This is a genomic window from Solibacillus sp. FSL W7-1464, from assembly GCF_038004425.1.
Lineage (GTDB): Bacteria > Bacillota > Bacilli > Bacillales_A > Planococcaceae > Solibacillus.
In genome coordinates this window covers 1,963,948-1,981,251 of record NZ_JBBORC010000001.1, presented here as the reverse complement: position 1 = coordinate 1,981,251, position 17,304 = coordinate 1,963,948, and the positions used below count along the sequence as shown (strand labels likewise).

The following is a 17,304-nucleotide window of genomic DNA, read 5'->3' as shown; positions in this document are numbered from 1 at the left end:
GATTTTTATAATATAGAAAATCCAGATTTGAAATTCTATTAAACAATTTTTACCCTTCCTATTTTGTTATAAACATTTGGGGCTTTTTGGGGGAATTTCCTGTTGGAATATTGGCATAGCATATTCATGTGGTGGGCAAACTGAGTTACCGACAATTTTAAAGCACATAAATGACGGCCAAATAGGAAAAAAAGGAGTGAGGGGATGAGTCAGGAAGTAGCGAAGAAATTTGTTGATCGAATCTCAAGCACAGTGGATCCGTTAGCGAATATTGTCACGGTTAGTCTGTTTTGTGAAAATGCCATTAACCATTTGATTCAGGAAAAGCTGCCGAAAGTAAGGAGCTTTAAAGATCAGTCAACTTATATCCCAATGGCGAGCTCCAATTACAGCACTAAAGTATATTCTGTTTATGCATTAGGATTAATCGAAAAAAAACTATTTGAAAACTTATGGCTGCTGAATTATTGGCGCAACAAAGCTGCACATAATATTAGTGTGGACATTAAAGCTTTGCCGATGAACTTTCACATTTTTGAAAACAACCTCAAAATCGAAAAAGACATGAATGAAAATGAAATTGTCATCGGGATTGCCCTTTGTACGTACAAAGAGTTGCATGTGTTTTTAAATGAACAATACGGAATTAAATTGAATTGGTGAGGAATAAAAAGTGTCTATGCCTGTAGACACTTTTTATTTTATCCGTCATTCCTAAAATAATGCACTCTATCCAGACAATATTTTCAAAGCGTACTTAATTCATTCAAACTAATTTCAAAATTCACGATATAAATACAATAAATTAGGGTATGGATAGAGAAGTTTACTTAAGGAAGGGTTGAAATCAATTTGAAAAAACGATACTTATTCGCGATGTCCACATTATCGATTGCACTTGTTGCAGGCTGCGGAGATACAGCCGAACCGGTCGAGGGTACTGATAGCGAAGCGAATTTAACATTACAGCAAGTATACGAGAATGCATTGCAGCGGCAGCAGAACTTGAAAAGTGTTCATGCCGAAACAACGATGGATCAGGTGACAAGCTTCGTGATGGAGGGTCAATCGATGGAAATCACAAGCAACTCCAATCTGGCAATGGATATTCAGCAAAATCCGACGGCGATGTACTCGAAAGGTACCGTTGAGATGAATATGGGCGACGAAAAAATGGAAATGCCAATTGAAATGTATATGACAGAAGAAGATGGCTTTTACATGTTAAACGGCGAGTCGAATGAATGGTTGAAAATGCCTGATGAACAGTATGAACAACTTTTAGCTCAAACCGGTGCTCAGGCAGATGCATCAGAGCAACTCCAACAGCTTGAGCAATTTATAGAAGATTTCAGCTTCGAACAGGATGTTAAAAATTATTTGTTAACGCTGAACATTGAAGGCGATGAGTTCAAGCAGTTTATACTATCGCAAATGGGAGCAAGTTTAGGTGAATCTATGGAGGTTAATGGTGAAATTCTTGAGAACATGTCTTTTGAAGATTCACAATATAAAATTGTTGTGGCAAAAGATACGTTTGATATAAAAGAAATGGATATGGACCTTAAAATCATTACAAATGTAGAGGGCCAGGAAACAACGATTGAAAATGATGCGAACATTGTCTATTCGAAATTTGATGAAGTAAAAGAAATCAATATACCGAATGAAGTGATCAAACAAGCTAAAACCGAATAATAAATCAAGCAGCGAGGCCACTTATTGGCGGAAATCGCTGCTTTTTTCTATTTAATATGAAACGAAAGAAAAAAAATGATGTCTATCCTTTTCTAGTCGCTTGTAAACTGATATTATTGGTATAGTGTGACATCAGATAGTGTAAATATGAGAGTGGTGAAATTGAAATGGATGAACAAAAAAGAGACGAGGAACAAAACAAATTAAACGAAGAGCAAACTACAAATGAGAAGCCAGCAGGAAAATATCTTCGAATGAAACCATTTGCTTTTATAATGGTCATTTTCCTGGCAATTTTATGTACAGCAGGTCTAACAATTTTTGCATTGACATTCGGTGAAAAAAAGGTTGTAGAAGTAAAAGAACCGGTGGAACGGGCGGAATTCAAAAAACTATATGATGCGTATGATGCACTGCAGCAAAAATATTATGAGGACATAAATGAAGAAGAAGTGGTATATGGTGCGATCAACGGAATGTTCGATGCACTGGGAGACCCTTATTCTGATTATATGAATAAAGAAGAGGCAAGTTCGTTTAATGAAAGCCTGTCTTCTAGTTTCCAAGGAATTGGTGCGGAGATCCAAGAACGAAATGGTTATATTATGATTGTTTCCCCTATTAAAAATACACCTGCCGAAAAAGCAGGTTTACAGCCGAAAGATATGGTATTGGCCGTTGACGGGAAAAGCGTAAAAGGCATGAGCTCTACAGAAGCTGTGTTATTGATTCGCGGTGAAAAAGGGTCTGAAGTCACTTTGACAATTCAACGCGGAGATGCAGAAAGTTTTGATATGACAATTGTGCGTGATGATATCCCGGTTGAAACGGTATATGGTGATATTGATGAAGAAGGTATTGCTCACTTCCAGATCACTTCATTCAGTGAAAATACAGCGGTAGAACTTGAAAAACTGCTAATTGAATACGAAAAACAAGGGATGAAGGGGATTGTTTTAGATGTACGCCAAAATCCTGGCGGCTATTTAAAAGCGGCAATCGATATTTCGAACTTGTTCGTTGAAGAAGGAAAAACAATCGTTCAAATTCAAGAACGAGATACAACGCCACAAATTGTGACGGCGGACAATCGTTCTAAATATAATTTGCCTATAACAGTTTTAATCGATGAAGGCAGTGCTTCTGCTTCTGAAATTTTAGCAGGTGCACTGAAAGAATCTGCAGGTGCCCAAATTGTCGGGTTGAATTCCTTTGGTAAAGGGACAATGCAGGAGATCATCTATATGGAAGACGGCGCAAACTTGAAATTCACAACAGGCAAATGGTTAACTCCTGACGGTAACTGGGTGAATGAAAAAGGAATTGCACCGGATGTGAAAGTTGGCTATCCGGATTATGCTTCTTTACCATATATTGATCCGAGTCAGACATATGAACAAAATTCCGATCATGCGTCCATCAAAACAGCGGAACGCATTTTGGAAGTATTGGGCTATGAACCAGGTGAAGTCGATACACAATTTGATGAATCGACAGCAGCAGCATTAAAAGAATATCAACAAGATAATGAACTTGAAGTGACGGGTATCTTAACTGGGGATACAACATATGCGTTAATGGATGCAATTAGCGAAAAGTTGAAAACAGAAGATCCTCAAATTTTAAAGGCGAAAGAATTACTGGATACATTGCCTGAAGAAAAGACAAACGAATAAAAAATGCGGGCTGGCAAAAAGTGTGGAAATACTTTATTGCCAGCCCATTATTATAGGAAGTGAAGAGATGAAGGATGTATATTTATTTAGCGGATTTTTAGGAAGCGGAAAAACGTCCATGTTAACCGATGTCATTCGCCAGTTGAAAGAAGCCGATTTGAAGCCGGCAGTTATTATGAACGAATTAGGGAAGCTTCCATTTGATTCACAGGCAGTGGAACAGGATGTACCATTGAAAGAAATGTTGGAAGGCTGTATTTGCTGCAGCGGAGCGGAAAAAACGGAAGCGCAAATCCAATCGCTCTTACACGATCAGGAATTTGATGTACTTATAATAGAAACAACTGGTGCTGCCCACCCTGTTGAAGCTCTGGATGCAGTCTATTCGCCTTTATTTGCGGATAAGTTAAATATTAAAGGAATTGTGACGGTGGCGGACAGTCGGTTATGGTTAGACCGTACAAGCCTTACACCACAGGTACGGTCTCTATTCATGGAACAAATTCGTCATGCCCACCTTTTATTGGCAAATAAAACGGATTTGCTTACGGAATCGGAACAGGCACAAGTAGTCTATGAGCTGCAAGGATTTAATGCAAATGCTTTCATCCTCCAGACGACAAATGGCCGAGTACCGTTGAAGTTATTGCAGAATATGCAGTCTACTGCTCGTGTTTCCAAAGAAGACATTGTGTCAGCGCGTATAGGGGAAAGCTTTAATTTAGGTTCACGTCTCGTGCGATTTGATACAAGCTTTACACAAGAACAGTTTGAAGATTGGGTTCGAACTTTGCCGGATACGGTTTACCGTATGAAAGGCTATGTACCGATTGAAGGCGTCAAAAATCCAATGTTGTTCCAATATGCTTATGGAATGGTCCAATGGCTGCCGGAATATATTAAGATGGAACCGAATTTGGTCATCATCGGAGAGAACATCAACAATCTTGAAGTTATCTCTCAATCTTAATTCGGCAATAGCTTTATAATAGGTTATGTGCAGGACGGTAATATTTGGACATAATAATTTATTAAAACGTAATTTGCTGATGCTATCCTTTTCCAACTGAAAAGGGTAGTTTTTTTGTTTTCAAGGTATTAACCGAATTATTAAAACAATAAAAATACTTTTATCGAATATCAATTATTTTTTTCGAACTTTATAATTTTGTATGTGAAAACACCCATTTTTAGAGAAATGCTTTATAAAGTGTCAAAATGTGCTACAATATACGGTATACTTTTAAAAGCCTCTTATGAAAAGGGGTGAAATTTTCAGGAATAGAAGTGATAATTACATAAATCATTTTTTTGAAATAATAAATTGTAAATAACTTATAAATATTTAAAAGGAACTATTAAGAGTATTATTAAAATAATCATGAAAATAAAATGTAACATCAAATAAATAAGATATTTATCGAAGCATGTTGAAATGTCATGTTGCATAAAATAGATGCAATGACATTTGCTTTGTTAGGAGAAGTTTATGAACGAAAAAACAATTATTTTAACAGGCGGGGGTACGGCCGGTCACGTATCACTAAATGAAGCGATTATCCCTTCATTGCAGGAAGCGGGGTATAATGTCCATTATATAGGCTCCCATGATGGGATTGAAAAGGAACTCATTTCAAATGCGTTTCCTTCATTACCCTATCACAGTATATTGAGCGGAAAACTGCGCCGTTATTTTTCAGTACAGAATTTTACAGATCCATTTAAAGTAATGGCAGGAGTTACACAGGCCTTCTCGATTATAAAAAAGGTTAAGCCTACTGTAATCTTTTCTAAAGGCGGATTCGTATCAGTGCCTGTAGTTATTGCGGCAAAACTGGCAAATATCCCGGTTGTTGTCCATGAATCAGATGTGACACCTGGTTTAGCGAACAAGATTTCATTGCCGTTCGCCTCCCATATTTTTACGGTTTTTAAAGAAACGATGAAACATTTACCGAGCGACAAATCTACTTGCACAGGCTCGATCATTCGTCAGCAGCTATTTGAAGGGAATCGTGAGCGTGGCTTGGCGTTGTGTGGATTTACAACTGAAAAAAAAGTTCTGCTTGTCATGGGCGGAAGTTTAGGATCGGTTATTATTAATGATGCGCTTCGTGAAAATTTGCCTGCACTTCTTGAGAACTATCAGATTATCCACTTATGCGGTAAAGGGAACGCCGATAAAAAACTTGATAATCTGCAAGGCTACTGTCAGTTTGAATATGTGACAACAGAATTGCCGGATCTAATGTATGCGACTGATTTTGTTGTGTCGCGTGCCGGGTCGAATTCGATTTTTGAATTTTTAGCACTTCATAAGCCGATGCTGCTTATTCCTTTATCAGCAGCCAAAAGCCGCGGCGATCAGATTTTAAATGCCAACTTATTTAAAAAACAGGGCTTTGCACAAGTATTGGATGAAGAGAAACTGACAAAAGAATCATTCCTGCAGGCGATACGATTACTTGAACAGAAAGCGGAAGAAATGATTGATCAGATGCTCGAAGTCGAACATCCGAAAACACCGAAAGAAATGGTCGCTTTAATCACCCAGTATGAAAAATAGCAGATTAAAAAAGGGTTACCTGGAAAGTTTAAACACTTCAGGTAACCCTTTTATTTTGTATCAGGAATAATTTTGACCCCGATTTCATATAAGCGTAAGGAAGGTATTCGTATCAAGAATGAAAGTTCGCTTATTACATTGCCTGTTCTTCTGCTTCCTCAAGCGTATGTGCAGTTGTTAAATAGAACAGATCTTTTGGGATTTTAAATAGGCGGAATTTATTTACGCCTTGATTAATTTCCTGGTAAAGTGAAGGATTTGTCTGCTCAGCATCAACTACATAAGGTAATTTTAATGCAGCTGCCTGAGAACGGGCATTTTCTTCACGAATCCGTAAAAATACTGTATGGAAATCATAGTCGAAAAATAGTTCATTTAAAAACGCTAATTTCGCTTTCTGATTATAACCGATGCCTTGAAATGGTTTACCGATCCACGTTCCTAAAAAGCCTGCGCCATCTTGGATATCAAAAATACTTATCGTACCGATGGGAGCGCCCCAATCATCTACAATTGTACGTGAAATCGTTAATCCGTTTTGCTCTTCTTCGATTAATTGCTTAGTCATAAATAAGTACTCTTCGGCTGATGTCGCTTTCTGACGTACGAATGGAAACACAGACGGATGACGTAATAATTCGTATAATTCTGCTGTTTCGTGAAGTTCTCTCTGTTTTAACATGTGAAACGCCTCCTTTTAAGAAGAAAATGGTAGAGCCTGTTGTTAAAGAAATGGTGCAAATAATCTTCTGATGCTAAAAGGTTCTTTATCATAAGGCAGTAGTCATTTCGAGCTTGATCTTACCTAAAAGAATTTGACGTTAAACTATTATTCATAATTCGTATGTCTCGCTCTATCCTAGACAATTAATAACAATATCGAAATAAGAAATATATCTACATTTTATTATAATATATTCTCTTGCCGCAACTTTCAAGCTCGAAAAAAACATTTTTTTCTGTAAAAAGTCTATATATTCAGAAAAATCCGCAAATAAAAACTATTAATGACAAGATGAATTTCTTAAAAGTATAATATAATAAAATAAGAGAGAACGCGGAGGCACAAAATATGAATATTCAATTAAAAAAAGTCCATGGTTCCGGAAATACATTTTATTTATACGAAGCATTATATGATGAACAATTTGATTTTGTGAAAATCACCAAACAATTATGTCATCCTTCTAATGATGGGGGCGCGGACGGCTTACTACTGGTGCTTCCTTCATCCGTAGCAGATGCAAAAATGCGCGTCATCAATGCAGACGGCTCGGAAGCTTCGATGTGCGGAAATGGATTGCGCTGCGTCGCACGTTATGTCTGCGAAAAATTAAATGTCGATGAAGCGGTTATGGAAACGATGCATGCCTGTTTGAAAGTGAAACGAGAGGCCTCCATTTTTGAACAGCTTCCTACATATTCTGTAGAAATTTCGCCAATCTCATTTGAATTGTCATCATTGCCGATGAAAATAGACAACAAACAACAATTGTGCCATGAAGTCATACCTGCTCTTTCAAAGGACATTCCATTTACTGCGATTTCTGTACCGAACCCGCATTTAATCGGAATTGTAGGTAAAGAATATATCGAAAATACAGCACATCAGCAACAGCTCGCTGCCTATTTGAACAGCGTAAATGAATATTGCCCGGACGGAGTGAATGTAAGCTATGTCCAGCCATTATCTTCTGAAGAAATATTTGTCAGAACATTCGAACGGGGAGTAGGCTTTACCAATGCTTGCGGCACTGCAATGACTGCTTCCGCATTGGTTGCTTCTATTGAAGGCTACGTTACAAACAATAAAGTAACTGTCTATAATCCAGGTGGCTTTGTTCAATGTGAAGTTTCAAAAACTGAGGATAGCTGGGAATTGTCGCTTATCGGAAATGCAACAGTGTTAGGGGATTATGAGTTCGAAATTCAAGGTGAAACAATAAAATTAATCCATCTTCATCCTGCAAAAGAGCAAATTCAATATGAAAGATGTAAAACTTTTGTGAAAGATAAAATAGAAAGCTTTCTGTAGATATCAGTATATAGTAGGGGGAAAAGTATGGTGAGTTCCATTTTTTCAATGGATCTATTGAATTTGTTATATAAAAATAGTAATGATGCTGTGTTTTTTATGGAGAAAATAAATGAAAAGTATCGTTATATTTTTGTTAATGATGCTGCAGCAAATCTGATTAATACCAATCCCTGCGGCAAAACGATCGAGCAGGTAATCCCGCCCCATTTAGCAAAAACAATTATACATCACTATAATTTAACAATCGAACAAAATAAACAAGTTGAATTTGAAGATTTCACTTATAAAAAAATGAACGTACGAAAACAAAGAACGACCACTATTCCAGTAGTACAAGACGGTAAGAATTATATATTGGCAGTAACAAAAGATGTATCGATGAGTATTGAACTTGAAGATAAATATTTATTTATGCGCTCCTTATTTTCTAATTCATTTTTATCAACGATATTAGTCTCCAATGAACTGCAATTACTAGAAGCAAACACAACTTTTTTGGAAGAGTTCAATATTCAGATGGAAGATGCTTCCCGGATAAGTTTGTTAGAAATGCCTTTTATAGATAAAAAAACGGCAAAAAAATTAAAAAGCTATTTAAAACGGGCACGCCTAGGAGAAAATGTCCAATCAAAAATGCTGTTTTTTATCGATAAATACAATGAACAGCGATGTTTTACTGCTTCATTCTCTTCGCTGACAAGTAATGGTGAAAATATTGCCGTATTTATTATATTACAAGAGATTACGGAATTTGTTAAACAAGGACAGGCATTGCGTACAGCATCGCATGGCCTGGAAATGTTCAAAAATGCGATCAGTTCTTTGGCTGACGTTATATTCACGGATGCTGACGGAATTATAATGGACGTTAATGAGCGGGTTATTGAAAATACAGGCTATAACCGCGAAGAATTAATCGGTAAGCCGCACCATTTTCTACACTCAACCTATCAGTCCGACTCCGCTTCGATGGGTTATTTGCAAAAAGTCAGTAAAGAAGAAATTTGGCGTGATGAAGTGAGCAACCGTAAAAAGAATGGCGATATTTATTGGGTGGACTCGACAATGATTCCTTTAAAGAATGAACTCGGAGAAGTCGAGCAGTTTTTAATGGTTCAGTATAATATTTCGTCTGAAAAGCGATTAATGTCCGAACTCTATATAATAGAGCGTAATTTCAGAGCGATTACTGAAAATACAAATGATTTTATCGTTGTAACTGACCGCTACGGGAAGATTAAATATGCTTCACCATCGTATTCGAGGAAATTAGGCTATCGGGAACGTGAGCTGCTTGGTTTACCTTATGATCGATTGCTGAAGCCTGAAAGTGTTCCTTTATGGCATGATGCATTAAACCCTAAAACTGTTGATGTTGTGGAAGAACAAAAAATTGAATTGCTTTTGTATAAAAAAGATAAAAGCACGATCTGGACGGAAGGGAATTATACGCTAACGTTTGATTTGACACATCATGAAATCACGGAAATCGTCATGGTTTCAAGAGAAATAACCGAGCGCAAGCAGCTGGAGGATAAATTGACCTATTTAGCCTATCATGATAGCCTGACGCAGCTTGGGAATCGACGGAAACTATACAAGGACTTTCCGGAACTTAAAACAGAGGCGGACGAGGCGGATACATGCCTCGCTATTTTCTACCTTGACGGTGATAATTTTAAACAAGTGAATGATGTGTATGGACATGATGTGGGGGATGAGTTTTTAATACAATTCGGAAATTCGCTCGTCCACAGCGTGCGTAATGAAGATCTCGTTATAAGACTGGGCGGAGACGAATTTTTAATTGTTTTAACAGGGCTGTCCATTTACGAAAAAGAACGCTCTGTTCAATTAGCTCATATTATGGACAGGATCAAAGAAAATCTGCAAATTGGATGGATGATAAGAGGCGTGCATTTTTCACCAACCGCCTCGATGGGTTTTTCGATTTATCCAAAAGACAGTAAGAGTTTGGATGTCCTTATCGATTTAGCAGACCAGGCATTATACAAGGAAAAAAAATCTTCCGTCAAGTAAATTTCAATGCTCCTTTTACACGTGCAAGAATACGGATATTTACTCCGTATTCTTTTTTTAATGTAAAATACTAGTGGTACAATAATCCTGATATATATTGTAGATAGAGAGGGAAGCTGATGAAACAAAAGATTTTAATTGTTGAAGATGAAAAAAATATAGCACGTTTCCTTGAGCTGGAACTTAAACACGAGCAATTTGAAACCGTTGTTGTATATGATGGAAGGGCGGGTCTGGAAATGGCGGAAAGTGAACCATTTGATTGTGTTTTGCTCGATGTCATGCTGCCGCAATTAAACGGAATCGAAGTATGTCGCAGAATACGAAAAACAAGTGATGTACCGATTCTGTTGATTACAGCACGCGATGAAGTGATGGATCGTGTTTCAGGGTTGGATGCCGGAGCGGATGATTATATCGTAAAACCATTTGCTATAGAAGAATTACTGGCACGGATTCGTTCGATTTTGAGGAGAGTCCAGCACACCCAAAAATCTAAACAACTCCTTTTAAGAGATTTGGAAATCGATGTGGATGCATATGAAGTGAGATTTGAAAATAATAAAATTGAGCTAACAAGAAAAGAGTTCGATTTATTGAAACTGCTTGTGGAGAACAGAAATCATGTATGTACTCGTGAACGTATTTTAGAAATGGTTTGGGGATTCGATACGGAGGTAGAAACTAATGTAGTGGATGTATATATTCGCCATTTACGTTCAAAACTGCAAACAGAAAATACTCCGTACATTGAGACAGTACGTGGTGTTGGATATGTGATGCGCGGGTGAGGATGATGAAAAATAAATTTTTGAACCTTTCTTTAAAATCAAAGTGGATGCTTGCGGTAGGTGTAACAATCTTCGTTAGCTATGCCCTCATATCTGTCGTTTTGTATATTGCACTGCAAACATGGCTAATTCATAATGAAGAAAAAAATGCATTGCGAACGGTTGATGATATGACAACCTACTTCGAATCACAAGGGAATACTGTTACAGTACAGGCACTGCAAAACAATACCGCTTTAATGAAAGCCATTTTAAATCAGGAACAAACGGTGCGTGTATTTAATCTGGATGGTATCGAAGTAATGCGAATTAATGATACCGCACCAGCTGCACAACTTCCTCACGCTCAAAATTATTTTTCGACGATGATCGAAAAGCAGACGATTTCAGGGTCTGAAAACTACGTCATCCACCGAGTTGTTCAAATCGGACAATTTCAGGGAATCATGCAACTGATTCACCCGTTAGCAACATTCCAATCGATGATGAACTATATTTTGACGACGATTTTCATTATTGGATTCGGTGCCATTGTATTTTCGGTTATGATCAGCTATTATTTGGCGAATATACTGATGAAACCGCTTGTACAGTTACGTGACGCCATGAGTTTTGTCCGAAAAAACGGTTTTACTGCACAACCTGAATTTGATTATACGGCAAAAGATGAAATTGGCGATCTGCTGTATATGTACCGTACTTTAATGAATGAACTTGAAATTTCATTTACAAAGCAGCAGCAGTTTGTCGCAGACGCCTCGCATGAACTGCGAACGCCGATTCAAGTCATTGAAGGTCATCTATCATTAATCAAACGGTGGGGTAAGGATGAACCGGAAGTAATGGAAGAATCATTAAACACTTCATTAACCGAAATCGCGCGAATGAGGAAAATGATTGAAGAGCTATTGCAATTGGCAAGAAGGGAGCAAGCGGATGAACAGGCTTCTGCTGATATAGAACAAGTATATGAACAAGTAAAAGAAGAATTATTGCAACTGTATCCTAACGCTGAGTTTCACCTGGCTGTTAAGGGTGATAAATCGGCCGCCTCCATTACCGAACATGCGCTAGCGCAAATCTTTAGAAATATTTTAAGTAATAGTATACGATATAATAGCAATGTTCCAGATCTTCATGTAACAATCGATTATAATGAATTGCAGTCTCCGATATCCGTTACGATAGAAGACAATGGGATAGGAATTTCCGAACAGCATTTACCGCATGTTTTTGACCGGTTTTACCGGGTTGATGCATCACGAACAAATCGAGTCGCCGGTACCGGACTAGGATTGAGTATTACGAAAATGCTCGCAGACAAATATGAAGTGGAAATTGATATCGAAAGTGAATTACAGAAAGGTACCTTTTTTTACCTGAAATTTCTTAAAAAATGAATAATTTTAGTCAATCTAATTACTATTTCAATAGTTCACGAAAAAAATTGCTTAATTTGATAAAAAGAGTTGTATTTTTTGTGAAGAGTAGTAAGATTGAGATGGAAAAAATGTTCTTCCGCCGTTTAAAAATGTGCTTTTAGTCCATGTGGAAGAATGATAAAATATTATTTGCTTTGTTTTGGTAGATAAAAAGAGGGTACTTAATTTATCTACTTACAAAAGAAGGTGATTTTTGTATTGTAATATACAATATTATACCTTTTTAAGTAAATTATTGGAACAGCCATAAGGCAAAATTTGGAGGTTATTTTCATGTCGAACAATGTATTACCTGCAGGTTCTCCATGGTCAGCGTTTTCTGGTCCTAACTTAGGTTATGTATTAGAGCAGTATGACTTATTCCTGCAATCTCCTGAAGAAGTAGAACCGGAATTAGTGGAATTATTCCAAGCTTACGGTGGTCCTGTATTCGCAGATGGTCAACAACCGGTTGCAACAGCATCAGTAGCAGGTACTGGAGACTACAAAAAAGTATTAGCAGCCGTTAAGTTGGCAGAATCAATCCGTGAATACGGTCATTTAGCAGCAGATTTATACCCATTAAAAAATCGTCAATTAGATACTTCACGCATTGAAGAAAGCGTATTCAATTTAACAGCAGCAGATCTGCAGGCTATTCCTGCATCAGTATTTTTTGCAAATGTTCCTGCAGGTGTTACAAACGGTAAGGAAGCAATTGATTATTTAAAATCTGTTTATACAGATAAAATTGGTGTGGAAGTTGCACATTTACAAAATGCGGAAGAACGTGCTTGGATCGAAGCGCAAGTTGAAGGCGGTACGTTCAAAACAACGTTATCTGCTGAAGAAAAGAAAGCAGTATTAGAGCGTTTAACACGCATTGAAAACTTTGAAAAATTCATTCATAAAACATTTGTAGGTCAAAAACGTTTCTCTGGAGAAGGTCTGGATACTCAAATCATTTTATTGGATGAAATTATCAAATCATCTGAAACTAAAGGTGTAAAAAACGTTCGAATTGGTATGGCACACCGTGGTCGTTTAAACGTATTAACTCACGTATTAAATAAACCGTACGATATGATGTTCTCTGATTTCGCCCATGTTTCTAATGATCTTTTCTTCCCTGAAGACGGTAAATTGGAAATTACAAAAGGCTGGACTGGCGACGTTAAATACCATATGGGTGCATCTTACACTCATGATTCTGGATTGAACGTTAAATTAGCTTACAACCCATCTCACCTGGAAGTAGGAAACCCGATTGTAATCGGTTCTGTACGTGCAGCACAAGACGAAGTATCAGCAGCAGGTGTTGCAAAACATGATCCATCAAATGCATTCGGTATCATCCTGCACGGTGACGCGGCATTCGCTGGTCAAGGGATTGTAACGGAAGGCTTCAACTTCTCTCAAACAGAAGGATTCACAACAGGCGGTACAGTTCAGATTATCGCGAACAACATGATTGGTTTCACAACTGAATTACATGATTCACGTTCATCTACTTATTCGTCTGACCCTGCAAAAGGTTATGACATTCCGGTTATTCATGTAAACGCTGACAGCCCTGAAACAGTGGCAGCTGTTGGTCGCTTTGTGGCGGAATACCGTGCGAAGTTCAAAAAGGATATCGTAATCGACTTAATCGGTTACCGCCGTTACGGTCATAACGAAACGGACGATCCAACAGTAACAAACCCTGAAACATATAAATTAGTTGCAAAACATGAGCCGATTCGCGCATTATATGGTGCTGAATTAGCAGAAGCTGGTATTTTATCTGCAGATGAAGTTAAAGCTTTGGATACTGCTATTTATGCGGAAATGCAAGCTGCGTATGATCATGTAAAAGAAATGGCAGAAAAAGACGAGCATTTAACGCCTGATATGCCGGAAGAACTAAAAATCGAATTCCCTGAAATCGATACTAAAGTAGATGCTGAGCGTCTGGCTAAAGTAAATGAAGATTTACTTGTCTTTGCAGATGGCTTCGAACCGCAAAACAAGTTAGGGAAAATTTTAGCAAAACGCCGTGATGCTTTCGCAGATGGCAAAATTGACTGGGGTCATGCTGAAACACTAGCATATGCAACTATCACTCAAGATGGTACACCGGTTCGTTTCACTGGTCAGGATGCACAACGTGGTACGTTCTCTCAACGTCACCTAGTATTGCATGATAAAAATAATGGTTCTGAATTCACTCCATTACATCACATTGAAGGTGCAAAAGCATCATTCACTGTTTACAACTCACCACTTACAGAAGCGGGTGTAGTAGGGTTTGAATACGGGTATAATTTAGAAAACCAAAATGTACTATCTGTATGGGAAGCACAATTCGGTGACTTTGCAAACATGGCGCAAGTAATGTTTGATAACTTCATCTCAAGTGCACGCGCTAAATGGGGTCAAAAATCTGGATTCGTACTTCTATTACCACATGGTTATGAAGGTCAAGGTCCGGAACACTCATCAAGCCGTATGGAACGATTCCTGCAATTATCTGCAGAAAATAACTGGTTCGTAGCAAACTGTTCAAATGCAGGCAACTACTACCACTTATTACGCCGTCAAGCTGCATTATTAGGTACAGAAGGTGTTCGTCCATTAGTAGTGGTTTCTCCAAAATCACTTTTACGTCACCCACTTGCTGCAGCTACTGCTGAACAGCTTGCAACTGGTCGCTTCCAGGAAGTAATCGAGCAAGAAGGTTTAGGCAAAAACACAGAAGCGGTTGAAAAAGTAGTGCTTGGTACTGGTAAAGTAATGATCGATTTAGCTGAACGCGTGAAAGACGGCGAAGGACTGGATCACTTACACATTATTCGCGTAGAACAAATTTATCCATTCCCTGCACAACAAGTGAAAGATATTATCGCTCGTTTCCCGAACGTCAAAGAAATTGTTTGGGTACAGGAAGAACCAAAAAACCAAGGTTCATGGACATATGTTCTTGAAACACTATATGATATCGCAGAAGGTAAAAAAGTGCGCTATGTAGGACGTCCTGCAATGAGCTCAACTTCTGAAGGCGATGGCGATTCACATAAAGCAGCACAAGCTAAATTAGTGAACGAAGCACTTGAAAAGTAATAAATGATTTGTTTAAAAAAAGCTGCTTCTATTTAAAATAGAAGTGGCTTGCTATACAATGAATGTGTAGCGTAATTAAAGGAGGATATGAACGTGGCTGAAATTAAAGTCCCTGAATTAGCAGAATCAATTACTGAAGGTACAATTGCCCAGTGGGTGAAAAAAGTTGGAGATCGCGTAGAAAAAGGCGAATTCATCGTTGAGTTGGAAACTGATAAAGTTAATGCTGAAATCATCTCTGAAGAAGCAGGTGTTTTAAAGCAAATTTTAGCTGAAGAAGGCGATACTGTATTAGTAGGACAAGTAATCGCAGTAGTTGAAGCTGGCGAAGGCGCAGCACCTGCACCAGCTGCAAAAGAAGAAGCACCGGCAGCAGCTCCGGCTCCAGCAAAAGAAGAAGCTCCTAAAGCAGCAGCACCTGCACCAGCTGCAGTTGAAGAAACTTCAGGTGAGCGTGTAATCGCTTCACCGGCAGCTCGTAAATTAGCTCGTGAAAAAGGCATCGACTTGGCAGCAATCTCACCTGTTGACCCACAAGGTCGCGTACGTGTACAAGACGTTGCAGCACATGGTACAGCACCAGCAGCTCCTGCAGCATCGGCTGCTCAAGCACCAGCAGCAGGAAATGGTCCAATGATCTTTACACCAGCAGCTGATACAGACCGTGTAACAGTTGAAAAAATGAGCCGTCGTCGTCAAACAATTGCGAAACGTTTACTAGAAGTAAAACAATCAACTGCAATGTTAACGACTTTCAACGAAATTGATATGACGAACATTATGGCATTACGTAAGCGTAAACAAGACGAGTTCGTGAAAGCTAACGATATTAAATTAGGCTTCATGTCATTCTTCACAAAAGCTGTAGTAGCAGCATTAAAGAAATATCCATATGTAAATGCACAAATTAACGGTGATGAAATTCACTTAAACAACTTCTTCGACATCGGTATTGCGGTTTCAACAGAAGAAGGATTAGTAGTACCAGTAGTTCGTGATGCAAACGCTAAAAACTTCGCTGAAATCGAGAAAAACATTGCGGAGTTAGCTGGTAAAGCACGCGACAAAAAATTAGGCTTAAACGACATGGCTGGCGGATCATTCACAATTACTAACGGTGGTGTATTCGGTTCATTAATGTCAACACCGATCATGAACGGTACTCAAGCTGGTATTTTAGGTATGCACTCAATCGTAAACCGTCCAGTAGCTGTTAATGGTGAAGTTCAAATCCGTCCAATGATGTATGTAGCATTATCTTATGACCACCGTATCATCGATGGTAAAGATTCTGTTGGCTTCTTAAAAACAGTTAAAGAAATGATTGAAAATCCGGAAGATTTATTATTAAATTCTTAATAGCTTCCACTATGCTAATGCGCAATATTCTTATATATTGCGCATTAGCTTTTTTTCTTAAGGAAATTATAGAGTATCGCATTGTAGATGACGTAAAAATATAGTTTTATCCACGTCTAGGCTAAAGCGCCAACTCCTTGCATCCTTGCACCATTAGGCCCCTCCGTGCAAAAGTGATGGAGCGTTTACTTTTGCGTCGGGCCCTCCAAGTCTTGCGGCTCACACGATGTGAGTCATTGGGGGCATGTCACAAGGACGTGGCGTTATGCCCCCTCGGAGTTGAACGGGCGCTTTAGCGCTTTTGTTCTTACAGTAAAATTTCTGAAAAATGAGTGTTGACGGAAATGTCGCAATAATGTAATATAAACATATCAATTTCATACTAAAACCTCACACTCTCGTGAGGTAGAGGCGCGATACTTAACAGTTTTATATGGAGCCATGAGCAGGCTGTGAAATATAAGAGAAGGAAATATCGCCGAAGTGTTGTAAATGCTCAATTTTACTATGCTGGGTCTGCAGTGAACAATTGCAGAACTGTCTCAATCATCTATATCCCTGATGGTTGAGTTGTGCTATCTCAAAATGGGAACTGTAGAGGATTCGGGCTAAT

General features: G+C 38.3%; 12 protein-coding genes and 1 riboswitch. Of the genes, 11 read left to right on the top strand and 1 reads right to left on the bottom strand.

Annotated elements, in window-relative coordinates; genetic code table 11:
- The first annotated feature begins 204 nt into the window (after window positions 1–204).
- From MKZ25_RS09645 to MKZ25_RS09625, 5 genes are all read left to right on the top strand, one after another.
- Window positions 205–663 carry an RND transporter gene (locus MKZ25_RS09645; protein WP_340801270.1) on the top strand — a complete coding sequence of 153 codons (459 nt, stop codon included), beginning with the start codon at window positions 205–207 and terminating at the stop codon, window positions 661–663.
- Window positions 664–852: 189 nt separating this feature from the next.
- The gene (locus MKZ25_RS09640) at window positions 853–1,698 is read left to right on the top strand and encodes a DUF6612 family protein (RefSeq protein WP_340801269.1); all 846 of its coding nucleotides are present in this window, start codon (window positions 853–855) and stop codon (window positions 1,696–1,698) included.
- A 167-nt stretch (window positions 1,699–1,865) separates the two neighbouring features.
- Complete coding sequence (locus tag MKZ25_RS09635; RefSeq protein ID WP_340801268.1) at window positions 1,866–3,374, top strand: lmo1851 family serine protease; 1,509 nt, start codon at window positions 1,866–1,868, stop codon at window positions 3,372–3,374.
- A gap of 67 nt (window positions 3,375–3,441) precedes the next feature.
- Window positions 3,442–4,344, top strand: a complete 903-nt coding sequence (locus MKZ25_RS09630; protein WP_340801267.1) for a CobW family GTP-binding protein — start codon at window positions 3,442–3,444, stop codon at window positions 4,342–4,344.
- Window positions 4,345–4,863: 519 nt separating this feature from the next.
- Window positions 4,864–5,940: an undecaprenyldiphospho-muramoylpentapeptide beta-N-acetylglucosaminyltransferase gene (locus MKZ25_RS09625; RefSeq protein WP_340801265.1), complete on the top strand. Its 1,077-nt coding sequence runs from the start codon at window positions 4,864–4,866 to the stop codon at window positions 5,938–5,940.
- A 133-nt stretch (window positions 5,941–6,073) separates the two neighbouring features.
- Here the strand turns inward: MKZ25_RS09625 and MKZ25_RS09620 are convergent, their stop codons facing one another.
- Entirely contained in the window at window positions 6,074–6,622 is a 549-nt protein-coding gene (locus tag MKZ25_RS09620; protein ID WP_340801264.1) for a GNAT family N-acetyltransferase, read from the bottom strand.
- A gap of 390 nt (window positions 6,623–7,012) precedes the next feature.
- On the opposite strand from MKZ25_RS09620, the gene dapF reads away from it, so the two are divergent.
- From dapF to odhB, 6 genes are all read left to right on the top strand, one after another.
- Window positions 7,013–7,975, top strand: a complete 963-nt coding sequence (gene dapF / locus MKZ25_RS09615; protein ID WP_340801263.1) for a diaminopimelate epimerase — start codon at window positions 7,013–7,015, stop codon at window positions 7,973–7,975.
- A 27-nt stretch (window positions 7,976–8,002) separates the two neighbouring features.
- The gene (locus tag MKZ25_RS09610; RefSeq protein ID WP_340801261.1) at window positions 8,003–10,018 is read left to right on the top strand and encodes a diguanylate cyclase domain-containing protein; all 2,016 of its coding nucleotides are present in this window, start codon (window positions 8,003–8,005) and stop codon (window positions 10,016–10,018) included.
- Between the two features lie 119 nt (window positions 10,019–10,137).
- On the top strand, window positions 10,138–10,809 hold the full coding sequence (locus MKZ25_RS09605) for a response regulator transcription factor (RefSeq protein ID WP_340801260.1): 672 nt from the start codon (window positions 10,138–10,140) through the stop codon (window positions 10,807–10,809).
- Window positions 10,810–10,814: 5 nt separating this feature from the next.
- Complete coding sequence (locus tag MKZ25_RS09600) at window positions 10,815–12,209, top strand: HAMP domain-containing sensor histidine kinase (RefSeq protein WP_340801259.1); 1,395 nt, start codon at window positions 10,815–10,817, stop codon at window positions 12,207–12,209.
- A 315-nt stretch (window positions 12,210–12,524) separates the two neighbouring features.
- Window positions 12,525–15,332 carry a 2-oxoglutarate dehydrogenase E1 component gene (locus tag MKZ25_RS09595; RefSeq protein WP_340801258.1) on the top strand — a complete coding sequence of 936 codons (2,808 nt, stop codon included), beginning with the start codon at window positions 12,525–12,527 and terminating at the stop codon, window positions 15,330–15,332.
- 93 nt (window positions 15,333–15,425) lie between these two features.
- Entirely contained in the window at window positions 15,426–16,691 is a 1,266-nt protein-coding gene (gene odhB, locus MKZ25_RS09590) for a 2-oxoglutarate dehydrogenase complex dihydrolipoyllysine-residue succinyltransferase (RefSeq protein ID WP_340801257.1), read from the top strand.
- A gap of 398 nt (window positions 16,692–17,089) precedes the next feature.
- Window positions 17,090–17,277: riboswitch (Lysine riboswitch) on the top strand.
- The last annotated feature ends 27 nt before the right edge of the window (window positions 17,278–17,304 follow it).

Bases quoted from the DNA above. Each gene is read 5' to 3' on its own strand.
- MKZ25_RS09610 (WP_340801261.1), top strand. From the start codon at position 8,003: ATGGTGAGTTCCATTTTTTCAATGGATCTATTGAATTTGTTATATAAA.
- MKZ25_RS09620 (WP_340801264.1), bottom strand. From the start codon at position 6,622: ATGTTAAAACAGAGAGAACTTCACGAAACAGCAGAATTATACGAATTA.
- MKZ25_RS09600 (WP_340801259.1), top strand. From the start codon at position 10,815: ATGAAAAATAAATTTTTGAACCTTTCTTTAAAATCAAAGTGGATGCTT.
- MKZ25_RS09605 (WP_340801260.1), top strand. From the start codon at position 10,138: ATGAAACAAAAGATTTTAATTGTTGAAGATGAAAAAAATATAGCACGT.
- dapF (WP_340801263.1), top strand. From the start codon at position 7,013: ATGAATATTCAATTAAAAAAAGTCCATGGTTCCGGAAATACATTTTAT.
- MKZ25_RS09630 (WP_340801267.1), top strand. From the start codon at position 3,442: ATGAAGGATGTATATTTATTTAGCGGATTTTTAGGAAGCGGAAAAACG.
- MKZ25_RS09635 (WP_340801268.1), top strand. From the start codon at position 1,866: ATGGATGAACAAAAAAGAGACGAGGAACAAAACAAATTAAACGAAGAG.
- MKZ25_RS09595 (WP_340801258.1), top strand. From the start codon at position 12,525: ATGTCGAACAATGTATTACCTGCAGGTTCTCCATGGTCAGCGTTTTCT.
- MKZ25_RS09645 (WP_340801270.1), top strand. From the start codon at position 205: ATGAGTCAGGAAGTAGCGAAGAAATTTGTTGATCGAATCTCAAGCACA.
- MKZ25_RS09625 (WP_340801265.1), top strand. From the start codon at position 4,864: ATGAACGAAAAAACAATTATTTTAACAGGCGGGGGTACGGCCGGTCAC.